This is a genomic window from Borborobacter arsenicus, assembly GCF_003934165.1.
Lineage (GTDB): Bacteria > Pseudomonadota > Alphaproteobacteria > Rhizobiales > Rhizobiaceae > Pseudaminobacter > Pseudaminobacter arsenicus.
On sequence record NZ_ML133508.1, the window covers coordinates 45984 to 62542 of the forward strand.

14 protein-coding genes are annotated in these 16559 nt (G+C 59.3%); 11 read left to right on the plus strand and 3 right to left on the minus strand.

Annotated features, from left to right (window positions below):
- Positions 1 to 147 precede the first annotated feature (147 nt).
- The 11 genes from EET67_RS00235 (at position 148) to EET67_RS00285 (ending at position 12569) form a co-directional block, all read left to right on the plus strand.
- Complete coding sequence (locus EET67_RS00235; protein WP_128624199.1) at positions 148 to 1293, plus strand: ABC transporter substrate-binding protein; 1146 nt, start codon at positions 148 to 150, stop codon at positions 1291 to 1293.
- A gap of 91 nt (positions 1294 to 1384) precedes the next feature.
- Complete coding sequence (locus EET67_RS00240) at positions 1385 to 2257, plus strand: branched-chain amino acid ABC transporter permease (protein ID WP_128624200.1); 873 nt, start codon at positions 1385 to 1387, stop codon at positions 2255 to 2257.
- The gene (locus EET67_RS00245; RefSeq protein ID WP_128624201.1) at positions 2254 to 3309 is read left to right on the plus strand and encodes a branched-chain amino acid ABC transporter permease; all 1056 of its coding nucleotides are present in this window, start codon (positions 2254 to 2256) and stop codon (positions 3307 to 3309) included. The genes EET67_RS00240 and EET67_RS00245 overlap by 4 nt, the downstream gene beginning before the upstream one ends.
- Positions 3306 to 4106, plus strand: a complete 801-nt coding sequence (locus EET67_RS00250) for an ABC transporter ATP-binding protein (protein ID WP_128624202.1) — start codon at positions 3306 to 3308, stop codon at positions 4104 to 4106. The genes EET67_RS00245 and EET67_RS00250 overlap by 4 nt, the downstream gene beginning before the upstream one ends.
- Positions 4099 to 4809, plus strand: coding sequence for an ABC transporter ATP-binding protein (locus EET67_RS00255; RefSeq protein WP_128624203.1), 711 nt, complete (start codon positions 4099 to 4101; stop codon positions 4807 to 4809). Before EET67_RS00250 ends, EET67_RS00255 begins: the two co-directional genes overlap by 8 nt.
- Before the next feature lie 128 nt (positions 4810 to 4937).
- Complete coding sequence (locus EET67_RS00260; protein WP_128624204.1) at positions 4938 to 5768, plus strand: putative hydro-lyase; 831 nt, start codon at positions 4938 to 4940, stop codon at positions 5766 to 5768.
- Positions 5769 to 5819: 51 nt separating this feature from the next.
- Positions 5820 to 6857: a zinc-binding dehydrogenase gene (locus EET67_RS00265; RefSeq protein WP_128624205.1), complete on the plus strand. Its 1038-nt coding sequence runs from the start codon at positions 5820 to 5822 to the stop codon at positions 6855 to 6857.
- A gap of 63 nt (positions 6858 to 6920) precedes the next feature.
- Positions 6921 to 8159, plus strand: coding sequence for a diaminopropionate ammonia-lyase (locus EET67_RS00270; RefSeq protein WP_128624206.1), 1239 nt, complete (start codon positions 6921 to 6923; stop codon positions 8157 to 8159).
- 95 nt (positions 8160 to 8254) lie between these two features.
- The gene (locus tag EET67_RS00275) at positions 8255 to 10549 is read left to right on the plus strand and encodes a xanthine dehydrogenase family protein molybdopterin-binding subunit (protein WP_128624650.1); all 2295 of its coding nucleotides are present in this window, start codon (positions 8255 to 8257) and stop codon (positions 10547 to 10549) included.
- Entirely contained in the window at positions 10546 to 11364 is an 819-nt protein-coding gene (locus EET67_RS00280) for an FAD binding domain-containing protein (protein ID WP_128624207.1), read from the plus strand. The genes EET67_RS00275 and EET67_RS00280 overlap by 4 nt, the downstream gene beginning before the upstream one ends.
- Entirely contained in the window at positions 11361 to 12569 is a 1209-nt protein-coding gene (locus EET67_RS00285) for a xanthine dehydrogenase family Fe-S subunit (protein WP_128624208.1), read from the plus strand. The genes EET67_RS00280 and EET67_RS00285 overlap by 4 nt, the downstream gene beginning before the upstream one ends.
- A 107-nt stretch (positions 12570 to 12676) precedes the next feature.
- On the opposite strand, the gene EET67_RS00290 is transcribed toward EET67_RS00285, so the two are convergent.
- The 3 genes from EET67_RS00290 to EET67_RS00300 are packed head-to-tail and all read right to left on the minus strand — an operon-like array spanning position 12677 to position 16551.
- Positions 12677 to 13456 (minus strand): CoA-transferase subunit beta, encoded by a 780-nt coding sequence (locus tag EET67_RS00290; protein ID WP_425359487.1) that lies wholly within the window; start codon positions 13454 to 13456, stop codon positions 12677 to 12679.
- Positions 13457 to 13467: 11 nt separating this feature from the next.
- On the minus strand, positions 13468 to 14415 hold the full coding sequence (locus tag EET67_RS00295; RefSeq protein ID WP_128624209.1) for a CoA transferase subunit A: 948 nt from the start codon (positions 14413 to 14415) through the stop codon (positions 13468 to 13470).
- Between the two features lie 27 nt (positions 14416 to 14442).
- Positions 14443 to 16551, minus strand: a complete 2109-nt coding sequence (locus tag EET67_RS00300) for a hydantoinase/oxoprolinase family protein (RefSeq protein ID WP_128624210.1) — start codon at positions 16549 to 16551, stop codon at positions 14443 to 14445.
- Positions 16552 to 16559 lie beyond the last annotated feature (8 nt).

Genomic DNA, 16559 nt, shown 5'->3' on the forward strand with positions numbered 1-16559 from the left:
GGCAAAATCACAATCAAATCAGTATGTTTCGGTTGTGCGGCGCCGATGCTCCGTTTCGCGTATCGCCGCAGGAACGGCTACGGGGTGATTGACACATTTTTTTGTAAGTGTTCTATTACTTAGTGACTGCAGGGAGGAGAAAACCGCATGTCCAGACTTACAAAAATGGCGCTTATGGCGTCTGTTTTGGCGTGCTCCGTTGCCGGGGCAGCAGCAGACACCATCAAAATAGGCATCAACCAGCCGCTGACAGGGTCTGTCGCGGCTTCCGGTAATTTTATCACGGATGGTGCAAAGCTCGCCGCCGAGGCCATAAACGAGAAAGGTGGCGTTCTCGGCAAGCAACTCGAACTTGTGATCGAAGACAATAAGAGCAACCCGAGTGAAGCTGCGGCCGCAGCCGAGAAGTTGATTTCCCGCGATGAAGTCTCTGCGATGATGGGTGCCTGGGGGTCGTCATTTACCCTCGCGGTGATGCCGAAATTGCAGGAATATGGCATACCCATGGTCGTGGAAACCGCCTCGTCCAGCAAGGTCACAAGCGCCGGGAATCCATGGGTTTTCCGGATCGCACCCACATCCGAGATGGAGGCGAAGGCGTTTGGGCAGCTTGTGCCCGAGTTCGCCATGAAGAAAGTGGACTTCCTTGTTGTCAACAACGACTGGGGGTTGGGCGCGGCTGGTGAATTCGGCAAGATGCTGAAAGAGCAGGGCGTCGAGGTCGGCATGACCGAAACCATGGATCCGGCGGCCCAGGATGTCTCGGCGCAATTGGCCAAGATCAAGGCATCCGATGCCGATACACTGTTCGTAACCACCGGCTATGAACAATTGAGTTTGGTCTTCAAGCAGCTCAAAGCGCTGGACGTCAACCGCCGTGTCATTACAACCGGTGGGTCACAATTCCCTGATCGCCTTGCGGAACAGTTGGGCAGCGCTGCCGACAACAGCTATCATATCCTGTTCTTTGCTCCGTGGTTTCCCGATGCGGCGGCGAACCCCGAGGTTGCGCATGGCTATATCGATCAGTGGAACCAAAAAGGCTATGACAAGTCAGGCTTGTCCGACGGGTTCCGCGGCTATGACGCGATCACTGCCATAGCTGCAGCCGTTGAAGCGGCCGGCAGCGCCGATCCCGAAGCTATTCGCGATGCCCTTTGGAAAGTGGATGTGAAGGGCGTGAACGGCAATATCAAGTTCCAGAAAGTGGGTGTCGAAGGCAGCGAGAGCGGCCAGAGTTCGCCCAACGTCTATGTCGTCGAAATCAAGGACGGCAAGCTCGCCCTTCCTTAAATCGGCTACAAGTTGACTGGATGCGCCTGCCGGCCGATCCGCCGGTCAGGCGCCTCTTCTCAACCGCCATCTAGTCAAGGGAAACTGTTACTTGGACCAGTTGTTGCAACACCTGTTGAATGCGCTGATCCTGGGCTCGACCTATGCGCTCCTGGGCATCGGACTGACATTCATATTTGGTATCATGCGTGTGGTGAACTTTGCGCATGGCGAGTTCTACACGTTCGGCGCCTACATGGTTTACCTGTTTTCGGTAACGCTCGGCGTCAATTTCCTCCTGGCGATTGTCATAGCCATTGTGCTGGGCATCCTGCTTGGTGCGGTTGTCGAATGGTTGCTGCTGAGCAAGCATCGCGGTGCCGACATCGACACGACCATGCTGATCATGATCGGTGCATGGATCATCATGCAGAACGCCGAGCAACTCCTCTGGAGTGGCGTGGCTAAATCGATCCCTATGCCGTTTCCTGAAGACCCCCTTACTGTCGGTAGCGTCTCGGTCGCGTGGGCGCGTCTCTTCGTCTTTGTGATGGCCACTCTGCTCATCATCGGCGCACAGATGCTGATCCAGCGTACCCGGTTGGGCAAAGCGATGCGTGCGACCTTCCAGGACACAGCCACCGCCTCGTTGATGGGTATCAACATCAACATGATCTATCTGGCGACGTTCGCGCTCGGATCCGGTCTGGCCGCTGCGGCAGGTGCGCTTCTCGGTCCAATCTTCATCGTCATCCCGACCATGGGCAACCTGGCGGTCATTAAGGCGTTCGCCATCGTCATTCTCGGTGGCCTGGGCAACATGAAGGGAGCTGCCTTAGGCGGTTTCGTGCTGGCGTTGGTTGAGGAATTTGGCGCCGGCTACGTGTCGTCGGGCTATCGCGACGCGATGGGCTTCCTGCTCATAATCCTGGTCCTCATGGTCAAGCCGACCGGTCTGTTTGCAAGGACGGAGAGAATTGGATGAGCAATATCTCGAAATGGGTCATCGTTCTCTTGCTGGCGACGGTGCCCCTGTGGGTGACCAACCAGTACCAGCTGCACATTCTCATCATGATGGGCATCTTCACCATCGGCGCGATGAGCCTCAACCTTTTGCTCGGCTACACCGGCCAGCTCAGTCTCGGACATGTCGCCTTCTTTGGCATTGGCGCCTATACGACCTCATTGGTCTCGCTTGGGTTCGATCTGAAGCTGACCGAGGACTACACTTTTGTCTTCGCTCCGAAGCCGGCGTGGTTCGGCGTCATTTGCGCAATCGTGGTGGCAGGGTTGTGTGGCTGGTTTGTCGGCAAGCTGTCCTTTCGCGTCCGCGGTGCCTATTTCGTCATCGTCACCATCAGCTTTGCCGAGGTCATTCGGCTTGTCGCCCTCAATTGGGTTGATCTGACCGAAGGACCGATGGCACTCAACAACATACCGTCGCTCGCCTTCACCATTCCCTGGGCAGACAGTGCCGCGTTGTCGCGTCGCATCGCAAACTACTACCTCGTGCTGGCGGTCGCCGTGATCTCGTCCATCATCATTCAGCGTCTCGTTCAGTCACGTATCGGCCGCACGATGGTTGCCCTGCGTGAGAACGAGGCCCTGGCAAAATCGGTCGGTGTGGATGTCACCCGCTCTCTGGTCTTGGCAGCAGTCGTTTCCGCGGCGATCGCCGGAGCAGCAGGAGCACTTTATGCACATTACGTGCGTATCGTGGATCCGGATGTCTTCCTCTTCATCTACACCGTGACGATGGTCATCATGGTGATTGCGGGAGGTAAGGGCACTCTTGCCGGGCCGCTGGTTGGGGGTGTGATCTTCGGCATACTGCCGGAACTGATGCGGGGCCATATGCTGCCTGAGGTCCAGTGGATCGCCTATGGCGCCATCATGATCCTCATCGTCTTCTTCCTGCCCGAAGGGATCGTGCCGGCCGTGCAGAGGTGGTGGGCCGGTTTTCAGAGAAGCAGGCAATCAAAAATGAACCCGCATTCGAGGGCCAACAAAGCTAGCCCGCGGGAGGCAGCACAATGAATGCTCATGTGACGGCTACCCAGTCTGATCCGATCCTGACGGTCAGCAATCTCGCGGTTCACTTCGGTGGCCTGGTGGCAATTTCGGATGCGAGTTTTTCCGTCGCAAAGGGCGAGGTGGTAAGCCTCATCGGCCCGAACGGAGCGGGCAAGACAACCGCATTCAACGTGATCTCCGGCTTTCTGCCGGCCACTCATGGCGAGGTCATCTACAATGGTCGCCGCATGGGCGGCCTCAAGCCGCATGAAATTGCAGACGCCGGTCTGGTGAGGACATTCCAGAAGACCAGCGTCTTTGGCAACAACACGGTGCTCGACAACCTCATGATCGGCCTGCATCGGCGCGGCAGCGGGTCGGTATGGGAGACCTTGCTGCTGTCACCGAGAATCCGCCGCCAGGAAGAGGAATTTCGTGACGAGGCGTTGCAGCTCCTCGAATTCGTCGGGTTGGCGCATCGCTCTGCCGAGCTGGCCGGCTCGCTTGCCTATGGTGAGCAGCGACTGCTGGAAGTGGCTGTCGCCCTTGCCGCAGATCCCACACTGTTGCTGCTCGATGAGCCGGCATGCGGAATGAACCCGACCGAGGCGATGGCCTTTCGCCGTCTGCTCGCCGAGATCGGCAAGCGGGACATCACCGTGCTTCTGGTGGAACATAATATGCGGATGGTGATGGGGGTTTCGGATCGTGTCGTCGTGCTGAATCACGGCAGGATCATCGCCAACGGGCCGCCGGCGGAAATCCAGCAAAACCCGCAAGTTATCCAGGCGTATCTAGGACATGGACCTAAGCATGCTTGAAGTCGACAACATCGAATGCCGCTATGGCAAGATAAATGTCCTCCACGGGGTCTCCCTCAATGTGGGGCAAGGAGAATTCGTAACGCTGATCGGGGCTAACGGCGCCGGCAAGAGCACGACGTTGAAAGCTATTTCCGGGCTTTTATCGCCGGTGGCCGGCCGCATCACGTTCGAAGGGGAGGATATCACCAAGGCCTCGCCCCGACGCATCCTGGAGATGGGAATTGCCCATTGTCCGGAGGGGCGGCGCGTCTTTCCCTATATGACCGTGCAGGAAAATCTCGAGCTGGGATGCTATCTGCGTCGTGACTGGAAGCAAATGGCAAGAGACCTGGACTCGGTCTTCGATCGGTTTCCCGTCCTGGGCGAGCGGCGCGATCAAGCGGCAGGCACACTTTCCGGCGGCGAGCAGCAGATGCTCGCCATCGGCCGCGCTTTGATGTCGAGGCCGAAGCTCGTTCTGTTTGACGAACCTTCGCTGGGGCTTGCGCCCAATAACGTCCAGAAAACATTCGAGTATATCATGGAGATCAATCGCCAGGGCACCACGGTGCTGATGGTGGAGCAGAACGCCTACGCCGCCTTGGAGATGTGCGACCGCTCGTTCCTGCTCGAATCAGGTTGCGTCACGCTCGAGGGGAAAGGCGAGGATATGATCCACAATCCGCATATCCAGAGCGCCTATCTGGGCATGGAAGCCTGAGCCACAGCAGGCTCCGGCGCTTCCAGGAATCGTTTTCAATCTTAACATTTCGGAATAGCACTTGACTCCAATCCATAAGTAAGTAAGTTATTACTTATAACGGAACGTCAAACGAGAGAGAGGCCAAAATGACCGTTTTGACTAAAGTTCCTGAAGCCGCACAGGTGACCAAGGCGGACCTGGAAGGGCTGAGCCCCAAGGAAATCCGCAGCATCGTCCGGGAGGGACGTTGGACCGGTGGAACGGAAGGTTTGGCTCGTGGATATGCTCAGGCAAACCTCATCATCTTGCCGCAGGAAGTCGCCCTTGAGTTCCTGATCTTCTGTCAGCGCAATCCCAAGCCTTGTCCGATTGTGGAGGTTACCGATCCGGGCAGTCCGATGGTGACCCAGGTTGCCAATGCCGACCTCAGGACCGATTTGCCGCGCTACAGCGTCTACAAGGACGGCAAGCTGATCGATCAGCCGAGCAATATCGTGAAATACTGGCGCGATGATCTGGTCGGGTTCCTGATCGGCTGCAGCTATTCCTTTGAGGAGGCCCTTCTGGGTGCCGGCATTCCGCTGCGCCACCAGGAGGAAGACAAGATCGTGTCGGTTTACACGACCGACGTGCCATGTGTGCCTGCCGGACGCTTTGCCGGCCCGATGGTTGTCAGCATGCGGCCGATTAAGAACCATCAATTGGTGCGGGCAATCCAGGTGACATCCCGTTTCCCTGCTACCCACGGCGCTCCGGTGCATGTTGGCGATCCGTCACTGATCGGCGTGGATCTCAACAAAACCGATTTCGATACCGGGGTTTTCGAGTTGGGTGAAGACGATGTGCCGGTGTTCTGGGGCTGTGGCGGGACGCCTCAGGCGGTGGCTCTTGCTTCCAAGATCGATTTCATGATCACCCACAAAGTTGGACACTTGTTTATTACCGACAAGCGTTCAGAAGCCATTGCCGCACTCTGACCGTAGATTTGAGTTTAGGCAGATATCTTTTTTGAGTGGAGGAATATTGTCGTGAAAGCTGCACTTTACCACGAATATGGTGGGCCGGAGGTCCTCAAATACGAGGATGTGGACCCGATTCCGCTGGGCCGCACGGACGTCCTGGTCAAGGTCCGCGCCACGTCCGTAAACTGGTTCGACATCATTGGGCGCAAGGGTGACTATCGTCCGAACCTGCGTTTCCCGCACATTCCTGGCGGCGATATCGCCGGCGAGGTCGCCGAGATCGGTGAGGAAGTCACCAACGTCAAGGTGGGCGACCCTGTCGTGGTCTATGCTACCGTCGGCTGCGGCCACTGTGAATCCTGCCGCCGTGGCGAGCCCAATGTCTGCCTCAATTACAAATATTACGGCTCCGCACTATGGGGCGGCTATGCCCAGTACGCCACCGTGCGCGCGCAAAATCTTTTACCTCTCTACAAGGGACTGGATTTCGCCGAATGCGCGGCAACCAACATCACCTTCCTGACCGCCTGGCATAAGCTGGCACGGGCCAATATCCGGGCGGGCGAAGACATTCTCATCCATGCTGTCGGTTCCGGCATTGGATTGGCAGCGCTTCAGATCGCGAAGCTCCATGGCTTGCGCGTATTCGGTACGGCAAGTTCCGATGAGAAGTGCCAGAAGGGCCTGGAACTCGGCGCCGACTACATGATCAACTACAAGAAACAGAACTTCCGCGAGGAGATCCGCAATCTCACCGGAAAGCGCGGTGTCGACGTCGTCTTCGAGCATATCGGCGCCGATGTCTGGGAAGACAGCGTGATGAGCCTGACGCGCTTTGGCCGACTGGTCACCTGCGGAGCTTCATCAGGATATCGCGTCAGCATGAATGCCGCCCATATATGGCACAAGCAGTTGTCGATCATCGGCTCCAATCACGGCACGATGAACGAACTGGCGACCATCGTCAAACTGCTGGAAGCCAAGAAGCTGCGGCCGATCATCGGTGCGAAACTGCCGCTCAAGGAGGCGGCCGAGGCGCATCGTCTTGCCGAAAGCCGCAGTATATTCGGCAAGATCGTGCTTGAGCCGGAGCATGCCGACTAAGGGGCTGTGTTAGCCGATCAAATACAGCATGATGCCCGGCTTCGAGGTCCGGCGGGAGGACAAATGGCTGACAAGCAAATATTCACGGTGAATGGCCAGTTCGAGGCAGAGCTGTTGCTCAACCCTCGCAAGGAGTCCGATGTGAATCGGGCCGTTGAGCTGGGTTGCTATACCAGGGAGCAGGCCGAGGATGCGATCTCCCGTATCTCGACCTGGCCCGACTATGCTGTAACACCGCTCCGGACTTTATCCGGGGCGGCGACTGAACTGGGCATTAGTCGTCTCTGGTGCAAAGATGAGGGTCGCCGGCTTGGTCTGGCCAGCTTCAAGGCGCTCGGCGCGGTTTATGCCAGCGTGTCGGAGGTTTCAAATCTGCTTGCCGAGCGGTTGGGCAGACAGATTTCGGATATCGATCTTCTGTCTGGCAAATTCAGCGAAGAGCTTAAGGACCATTTTCTTATTTGCTGCACTGACGGCAATCACGGCTTCTCGGTTGCGAATGCGGCGCGCCGTATGGGGTGCCGTGCGGTGATCTACATTCCCAGCGGCGTCAGCGATGGTCGCGAGGAAGCGTTGAGGCGCGAAGGTGCGGAGGTGGTTCGCATCGACGGCATTTATGACGAAGCCTATGCAGCCGTTGAGGAAGTGGCGAAGGCCGAGCCTGGCGCAATCCTGATTTCGGACTCTGCGACGCCTTACTATCAGGACATCCCGATCCGTTGCATGGCCGGTTATTCGGTCATGGCACGTGAAATCCTTGCTCAGTTGGACGGCGAACTGCCGACGCATCTGATGCTGCCTGCCGGCTGTGGCGGCATGGCCGCTGCGATGATGACGGCCTTCTATCATCTGCTTGGCAATCGCGTTCCGCACTTCATCATCGTGGAGCCGCTCACGGCCGACTGCGTTTTCGCCAGCGGGCTTGCAGGCGAGCCAAGAGTCGTCGACGGAGATTTGGAAACGATCATGGGAGGCTTGTCCTGTGCCGCGGTTTCGCATGTGGCCTGGCCAACGATCTCGGCCGGCGCCAGCGCATTCCTGCGCATGAATGACAACGCCGCGGTTGAGGCGATGCGGCTTTTTGCGAGCCCGCGCAGCGGCGACCCAAGGATTGTGGCGGGAGAAACAGGCGCTGCCGGACTTGGAGGACTTCTGGCCCTATGCGAAGATCCCGCTGCACGTGCTCTGGTTGGTCTGGACGAGAATGCGAAGGTCCTCGTAATCAACTGCGAGGGTGCAACCGACCCCGTTGCTTTCCGCCACTTCACCGGACAATCACCTGAAACTCCTGTGGCGGCATAATAGCCGTGTTCGTGGAGGAGAGACTTGACGGGCAGGCCCAAGTGAAAGGGCAGGGCATCGGCGCACGCCTGCCGCGCAAGGAAGACGATCGTTTCATGCGCGGCCGGGGTCTTTATGTCGGCGACATGAAGATGCCCGGCTTAGCTGATGTCGCATTTGTGCGCAGCCCCTTGGCGCACGCCCGCATTCTCTCCGTCAATATTCCGCCATCCCTTGAAGGGCGCGTCTTTACGGCGCGCGACCTCGAAGGCGTGAAGCCGATACGCGCCGTTTCCGGCCTGCCGGGGTTCAAGCCGTCCAGCCAACCGCCGCTTGCGGAGGGCAAGGTCCGATTTACAGGCGAACCGATTGCCATGTGCGTCGGTCCCACTCGCGCCGAGGCCGAGGATATGGCCGCGCTCGTCTCGACGGACCTTGAGCCATTGCCCGTCCTTGCCGACTTTTCAACCGCCGAGCAGTCGGAAGAGCTTCGGGTTCATGAGGAGTGGCCCGACAATATCTATCTTGAGACCAAGGTAAACAAGGGTGACCGGTTTGTCCTGGACGGGGCGGCGATCGTCGTCGAGCGCGAAATCGGCCTGAGCCGGCAATGCATGGTGCCCCTGGAGGGCAAAGGCACGATCGCCTGGTGGGATACGCGCCTGGATCAACTGGTCGTCTATACCTCGACCCAGCTTCCTCACATGATGCGGACCGGCTTGGCGGAATGTCTGGGCCTTGAGGAACGCCAGGTTCATGTCGTTGCGCCCGATGTCGGCGGCGGCTTCGGGTTCAAATGCATTTTGCAACCGGAAGAAGTTTGCGTGGCCTGGCTGGCGCTGACGAAGAAGCGCCCCTTCCGCTGGGTTGAGGATCGGCGGGAGCATCTGGTGGCTGCCGCCAATACGCGAGAGCATCACTATCGCATCAAGGCATTCGCCGATGCTGACGGTCGTCTTCTCGGGCTTGAAGCGGATGTTGCCGTCGATGTCGGCGCTTACTCTGTTTGGCCGTTTTCCGCTTGTCTGGAATCGGCCCAGATCGCCAGCATATTGCCTGGCCCTTACGAGATGCCGTTCTATGCCTGCCGTACGCGGTCGGTGGCCACCAACAAACCACCTTTCACCCCCTATCGTGGCGTCGCGCGCACCGGTGTCTGCTTTGCCCTCGAACTGATGATTGATGCCATTGCGCGGGAGGCTGGGTTGGAACCGGCCGAAGTTCGGCTGAGGAACCTCGTGCGTCCTGAGCAGATGCCGTTCACCAATATCACCGGTAAGTTGTTTGACAGCGGCGATTATCCCGAAAGCGTCCGCCAGGCTGTCGATGCAATCGATCTGCCGGCATTTCGTGAGCGGCAGAAAGACGGGGACGGCGACGGCCGCTTGCTCGGGGTCGGGTTTGCCACCTATTGCGAGCAGGCTGCGCATGGCACGACGGTTTATGCCGCATGGGGCATTCCGATGGTCCCTGGTTTCGAGCAAGCCACGGCCCGCGTGACGCCCGATGGGGGGCTTGAATTGCGCATCGGTGTGCATTCACATGGCCAGGGTATGGAAACGTCCATGGCGCAGGTGGCGCATGAGATACTTGGCGTTGAGATCGACAAGATCAATGTGGTCCATGGCGATACCGCCGTGACGCCCTATTCGACTGGCACCTGGGGCTCGCGTTCCATGGTTATGGCCGGCGGAGCTGTGTCGCGGGCCTGTGAAATCATTGCCAAGCGCGCTATCGCCATTGGCGCGCATCTGCTCCAGACCACGCCGGACCAGGTGGTTCTCGAAGAAGGCGAAGTCAGGAGCCGCACCGGCAGTATCCGGTTCCAGCAGATTGCCGAGGCCTGGTATAAGACACCCGAAGTGCTCCCTGCCGACGTGGCGCATGAAGGGCTGGAGGTGACTGCGGGCTACAAGCCGAAGGTCGATAGCGGAACATTCAGCTATGCCACGCATGCGGCAATCGTCGCGGTCGATCCGGAGTTCGGATCTGTTGAGATACTCGACTATGTCGTGGTCGAGGACGGCGGTACGCTGGTCAACCCGCTGATCGTGGATGGTCAGATCATTGGCGGCGTCGCGCAAGGCATCGGCACGGCGCTCTACGAGGAATCTCCCTATAGCGAGGATGGCCAACCCTTGGCATCCACCTTTGTGGATTACATCATCCCGGGCCCGTGCGAAGTGCCGGATATCCGGATACTGCATATGGAAACGCCGTCGCCGTTCACCGCGCATGGCATCAAGGGTATCGGCGAAGGTGGGGCGATTGCTCCGCCGGCCGCAATTGCCAATGCCATCAATGACGCTTTGCGTCCGCTTAGAGCGGAGGTCGCTACGACGCCAGTGACGCCGCATAGACTGCTTGCAGCGATCGCGGCAGCGGCTGAAAAACAGCTAGGCAAGCCATGAAGCCAAGCCAGTTCGGATATGCGCGGCCGGCAAATGTGGAAGAAGCCGTCAGGCTGCTGCAAGAGGCTGATGGAAGCGCCAAGGTCATGGCTGGCGGCCAGTCCTTGGGGCCGTTGCTCAATCTGCGTCTCGCGCAGCCGAGCTTGATCATCGACATAACGGCAATCCGTGAGCTCACCTTGGTTCGCGAGGAAAAGGATGCCATCGTCTATGGCGCCTGCGTGACCCATGCGTCCGTCGAAGATCGTCGCGTGCCTGATGCCACCAATGGCTTCCTGCCTTCAGTCGCGGCAGGCATCGCCTATCGTGCGGTGCGCAATCGCGGCACCATGGGCGGCAGCCTGGCGCATGCCGACCCGGCGGCAGACTGGATGACGACCCTGACCGCCCTTGGTGCCGAGATACTGGTGGCAGGTAGCGCGGGCGAGCGGAGGGTTGCACTTGACCAGTTCATGACGGCGCCGTTTTCGGTCGCACTCGAAGATTCCGAATTCATCATCGGTATTCGTATACGCCGCTACTCGCAGGCTGCACGCTTCGGCTATTTCAAGTTCTGCCGCAAGCGCGGCGAGTTTGCCGAAGCCATGGGCGCCGTGGTCATCGACCCTGAATTGGGCATCCGGCGTGGCATTATCGGAGCCACCGATTCCAGGCCGATCCTTGTTCCGGATATGGATGCTTGCCTGCGGCCATCGGGCGAGGGCATCCAGGCGGCAAAGGCGATGATCGCGGCCATGAAGATAGCCGACGATCCCGTCAGGGACGGCATGCATGCCAACGCCTTTGCACGCGCGCTGAAACAGGTGGCGCAATGAACGATCTCAGCCTGACCGTAAATGGCGAGAAGATTTCATCGCTCGTCGAGCCGCGCACGAGCTTGGCTGACCTGCTGCGCGAGCAGATGAATCTAACCGGCACCCATCTCGGCTGCGAGCAGGGTGTATGTGGTGCATGCACCATTCTGGTGGATGGAGTTCCGGTGCGCTCCTGCATCAGCAATGCCACAGCCTGCGGCGGGGCCGAAGTGCGCACGATCGAGGATTTCGACCGCGACCCGCTGATGATCGAACTGCGCCAGGCTTTCAATGCGCATCACGCTCTGCAATGCGGTTTCTGCACGCCCGGTATGCTGATCATGGCGCGCGATATAGTCATGAGGCTTCATGGTGCCGACGAAGCGCGCATCCGCATCGAGCTTGCCGGCAATTTGTGCCGCTGCACCGGCTATGCAGGTATCGTGAAGGCCATACGATCCGTCATTGTGAGCCGTCAGGAGGCCCTACCTCCCCGCCCCCCGGCATCCCTTCCGCTTGGACCGGCTGGCTCCGGCCATGCCTCGGCAGGCAACGCTCTTGTGCACGTGGAAAAAAATGGGCTGGCGACAGCCGATGCGCAGGACAAGCCTCTGCAGGTCAAGGCTGCTGCGGCGCCGGCTCCGCTTGCCGGTAAGCGTGCCCCGGCCGTCAAGCAATCCTTCTCCGTTGCCGCACCACAGCCGGTGGTCTGGGAGCGGTTCGGCGATGTTCCGTCAATGATCCGTTGCATTCCGGGGGCCAGTCTGGTCTCGCAGGAGGCTGACGGGACCTATCAGATCAAGATGCGTGTCAAGATGGGGCCGATCGGCGCCGAGTTCGCAGGCGTGGCCCGGCAGGAACGCAATGACGACGCCTTGACGGGTATCATACACGGATCCGGTCGTGACGCCCGCAGCGCATCCCTTGCCGAAGGGCAGCTTACCTATCGGCTGGTGGACGAGAACAACGGTGAATCAACGCGTGTCGACATCGAGGTAAGCTATCAGTTGTCCGGGGCCTTGGCGCAGTTTGCGCGTGGCGGCATCGTCACCCATTTCATCGGGGCGATCACCACGCAATTCGCGGAAAATCTCAGCCGCTCCCTTTCCTCCGCCGGCACTGAAGAAGAGGTGGTCGAGCCGGGTGAACTGCGGATTGCCGGCAGCTTTGCCGGTGCGCTCAAGGCGTGGCTTGTCGATCTGCTGCGAAGCCCCTTCCGCAAGTAACGATTGCCCATTGGACTGAAAAGGCCGCCCTCGACTGGAGGACGGCCTTCATAAATCGCTACTTGATGAAAAGTCTTTTGGGTTGAAATTCGCTTATCGGGCTTGGCCTATTTCAGGTAGATTCTGGTGGGATCCAACTCCCGCAATATCTCCAGTTCCTCGCCCGTGGGCGGCTCGCTTGTCTCCAGGTCGTCCGGAATTTCGGGGCGGAACCCCATATTGTCCAGAACCGCATCGATGGTCACGCCGGGGTGCAATGCGCGAACGCAAAGCCGGCGGGTCACCGCATCGCAATCGAAGACGCACAGATTGGTGATGACCTTCAGCACCCCACCCGAGATGAGCCCGGCATCCTTCCGCGAATTGCCGCCAGCGACATAGCCGGGACTGGTGATGAAATCGACATTCTCCACAAAACGCTTCTTTTCATGGGGCATGATGACGATGGTTTCGACCAGGCTCGAAATATCGTTGCCGCCACCGGAGCCGGGAAGCCTGGGCGCGGGCTGCCGGTAGCTGCCGATATAGGAGCTGTTGACGTTGGCATACTGGTCGATCTGTGCACCGCCGATGAAGCCGATGTCCACATAGCCGCGCTGCAGCAAAGCCAGCACGTCGGTGGGATTGAGCAGCATATTGGCTTTTTCGGCGGTCCGCATCTCGTTTGTCGAGGAAGGCAGGCGGCCTGGCTGGATGAAGGGTCCGATGATACCGCCCTCGAAGAGGATGGTGAGCTTCGGTGCGTGCAACCGTTGGGCCAGGGTCGCGCCCAGCAGCGGGACGCCGACACCGGCAAAGATGATCGCACCATCCGGCATGACGCGTGAGCACATCACGGAAAGCAATTCGGACGTGGTGTAGGTCTGGTTCATCTGATGTTTGCCCATGCTGGCGCTCCTCAATTCGGAAGCCCGACGCCGAGCTTCTTCAGGAAGCCCGTCCAGTCGCGTGGTTCGAAAATGTGTTCCTGCATATAGTCAAGAGCGCCCGGCACGCCGTTCTTGCGCGTGAAATCCGCATATTCGTCCATGTGCTTGTAGAAGGGCTCGTAAAAACCTGCGCATTCATGGGGTGCTGCTCCGTAAGGTACTTCCACGACGGCATCGACGGCCATGAACGGTATCTTCGTGTGGTCCGGCGCGTTGCGAATGTCGTCATTGGAGATGATCTTCTCCGTCGTCAGGATGACGCGGTCGGCCGCCATTGCCATGTCGGCATCCATGAAGGGGAGCCCGTCATATTGCGCATTGCCATATTTGTCGGCGCGCTGGACATGGATGAGCGCCACATTCGGATTAAGCGCCGGCAGCAGCAGGAGTTTGTCGCCCGAATAGGGGCAGGTCATCGTCTCCAGGCTGGTTACCAATGCTTCGGGCATGCCCGACCCCATCATCACCCGTGTCGGTAGGAAGGGGATGCCAAGCGCTCCGGCCCTGTACATCATGCCGAGGCTCATATGGCTCCATTCCTCGTAGGTGACCTTACCGTTCTCCACGAAGTCGCGCATGACCCGCGAAAGGCCCCAGAGAATCCCTTGGCTGAACCAGCTGGTCATGTATTTGTCGACGCAGCCGCCTGCGAGAAGGAAATCTCCTTCAGTCGAGGTGATGCTGCGCGATACCGTCAGCCGCTTCTTCTGCTGGCGCACCAGTTCCCAGATGGCGGCAAATGGCGTGCGTGAGAATGTATTGCCTCCGATGGCCACATGATCGCCATCGGCAATCGTGCCGATCGCCTCTGATAGCGACATCACCTTGTCTCTCAGCCCGCGGTCGCGCTTGGCAAGGCGCGCACGCAGGTCGACATAGTGTGGCGTGTCAGGAGCGCTTTGAAAGCCGGTTGTCATCGCTGTCCGTCCTGTCAGTTTCACGCATCAGTCGAGCGTGATGATGATGTTGTGCTTGTCGTCGAGCCGGGCGGTAGCCTCCGGCGGCACGACGCAGGTGGTGTCGTATTCTTCTATGATGCAGGGGCCGCGCCGAGGCGCTGTCAGTGCGGTTCGCGGCAGGATCGCCGTTTCCAGCCAGCCATGCTCGCGACCGAAATAGGCTTTGCGTGGCTGCTGTTCAGTATGCAGGTCGCCATCGTGGCGTTGAGGCTTGCCCGGCTTTTGCGTCTGGTTTCGGGCGGCCAGGCCAGCGACCTGGATGCTGATGAGTTGCACCGGCTCATCGAAGGAAGCGCGATGACCGTAAGTCCTTTCGTGCTCGGCGCCGAACGTATCCTCGATCTCCAGAACTCGCTCCGGCGTCAGTGCTCCATTGGGAATGGGAATACTGATCTCGAAGGTCTGGCCCTTGTAGCGCATGCTGGCAAAGCGCTGGATTTCGACTTCATCCTCCCCAAAGCCGTCTGCCCGTAGCTGTTCGCGAGCTCGATCCTCCAGTGATTGCCAGCCTGTTTGCCAGGCTTGCGGGCTCACATCGCGCAGCAGGTCACGCATGGTTTCGGTGTAATAGTGCTCGACATCGGCATAGAGCAGCCCATATGCCGAAAAAAGACCGGCCGAAGGCGGCACCATGATGGTCTTGATACCAAGCTCCTGGGCCATGCCGGCTGCGAACAGGGCGCCGTTGCCGCCGAGTGCAAACAGGGTGAAATTCCGCGGATCGCGCCCTCGTTCCGATGACACCGCCTTGATGGCGCGGATCATGTTGGAGATTGCGATCTGGCGCGCACCGTATGCGGCAGTGGTGACGTCGATCCCGAGGGGCTTTGCCAGCAATTCCTCATAAAATTGATGGCTGCGAGCGGCATTGAGCTTCAGCTCCCCACCCACGAGATAATGGGGGTTGATGTAGCCGAGCAGCACATTGGCATCCGTTACCGTAGGCCGATCGCCACCCCGGTCGTAGCAGAGGGGGCCTGGATTGGCGCCGGCGCTTTCGGGCCCGATCTGCATGGATCCAGCCGCATCGATCCATACGATCGATCCGCCTCCCGCACCGACTTCGGCCACGTCGATGGCGGGCACCGCCAACAGGTAGCCGCCGCCGGTCAGCAGGCGCGACGAGATCATGATGCCGCCGCCAACGGAGTACTGCTGGGAAAGCACGAACTTTCCCTCTTCGGCCACCGAGGCCTTGGCGGTGGTTCCGCCCATGTCGAAGCTGATGATGTTGTGGTGCCCGCATTCGACGGCACGACGAACGGCGCCGACTACCCCGGCGGCAGGACCGGATTCGACGATATTTACTGGCTTCTCACTGGCTTCCTGCGCGGTGGTGAGGCCACCATTGGACTGCATGAGCAGGATTGGCGCCTTCATGCCCTGGCTCTTGAGCGTGTCGCCCAGATTTTTGAGATAGGAGGCGACAATCGGCATGATGTAGGCGTTCACCACGGTCGTCGAGGTGCGCTCATATTCCTTCATCTGGGGCAGGATGTCCGAACTCACGCTGATGGGAAGGTCTGGCGCCATCTTGCGGATGGTCTCGGCCACCATCCTTTCATGCACCGGGTTGGCGTAGGAATTGAGCAGGCAAACGGCAATGCCCTCGACCTTTTCAGCCAGCAGTCGCTCGACTGCAGCCTCGATGTCAGCACGCGCAAGGGGGATCGTGACGTTGCCCGCGGCATCGATCCGCTCGTTGATGCCCAGGCGCAAATAGCGTTCGACCAGCGGAGCAGGCTTGTCCCAGCGCAAATCGTAAAGTTTCGGCATGCGCAGGTTGCGGATTTCGAGGACGTCGCGGAAGCCCTTCGTGGTGATCAGGCCGATACGTGCGCCCTTGAGCTCCAGGATCGTATTGGATCCCACCGTCGTTCCGTGCAGGAATTCGGTGATCTGATTGAGGGTCAACCCGGCCGGATCGAGCACTCCCGCCAGCCCTTCGATGATGGCGCGGGCATAGTTGTCTGCCGTGGACGACACTTTCTTGGTGAAGGTCTCGCCCTTGGAATTGACGACGACGAGGTCGGTGAAGGTGCCGCCGATGTCGATGCCGACGCGACATCCTCCCTGTTCGGTTCTGTCCAACATTGCTGGTT

What these genes read in the sequence shown, in the direction of transcription:
- EET67_RS00280 (WP_128624207.1), top strand. Translation starts at nt 10,546, where the DNA reads ATGAAGCCAAGCCAGTTCGGATATGCGCGGCCGGCAAATGTGGAAGAA.
- EET67_RS00275 (WP_128624650.1), top strand. Translation starts at nt 8,255, where the DNA reads ATGCGCGGCCGGGGTCTTTATGTCGGCGACATGAAGATGCCCGGCTTA.
- EET67_RS00300 (WP_128624210.1), bottom strand. Translation starts at nt 16,551, where the DNA reads ATGTTGGACAGAACCGAACAGGGAGGATGTCGCGTCGGCATCGACATC.
- EET67_RS00245 (WP_128624201.1), top strand. Translation starts at nt 2,254, where the DNA reads ATGAGCAATATCTCGAAATGGGTCATCGTTCTCTTGCTGGCGACGGTG.
- EET67_RS00255 (WP_128624203.1), top strand. Translation starts at nt 4,099, where the DNA reads ATGCTTGAAGTCGACAACATCGAATGCCGCTATGGCAAGATAAATGTC.
- EET67_RS00235 (WP_128624199.1), top strand. Translation starts at nt 148, where the DNA reads ATGTCCAGACTTACAAAAATGGCGCTTATGGCGTCTGTTTTGGCGTGC.
- EET67_RS00290 (WP_425359487.1), bottom strand. Translation starts at nt 13,456, where the DNA reads ATGGGCAAACATCAGATGAACCAGACCTACACCACGTCCGAATTGCTT.
- EET67_RS00270 (WP_128624206.1), top strand. Translation starts at nt 6,921, where the DNA reads ATGGCTGACAAGCAAATATTCACGGTGAATGGCCAGTTCGAGGCAGAG.
- EET67_RS00295 (WP_128624209.1), bottom strand. Translation starts at nt 14,415, where the DNA reads ATGACAACCGGCTTTCAAAGCGCTCCTGACACGCCACACTATGTCGAC.
- EET67_RS00250 (WP_128624202.1), top strand. Translation starts at nt 3,306, where the DNA reads ATGAATGCTCATGTGACGGCTACCCAGTCTGATCCGATCCTGACGGTC.
- EET67_RS00285 (WP_128624208.1), top strand. Translation starts at nt 11,361, where the DNA reads ATGAACGATCTCAGCCTGACCGTAAATGGCGAGAAGATTTCATCGCTC.
- EET67_RS00260 (WP_128624204.1), top strand. Translation starts at nt 4,938, where the DNA reads ATGACCGTTTTGACTAAAGTTCCTGAAGCCGCACAGGTGACCAAGGCG.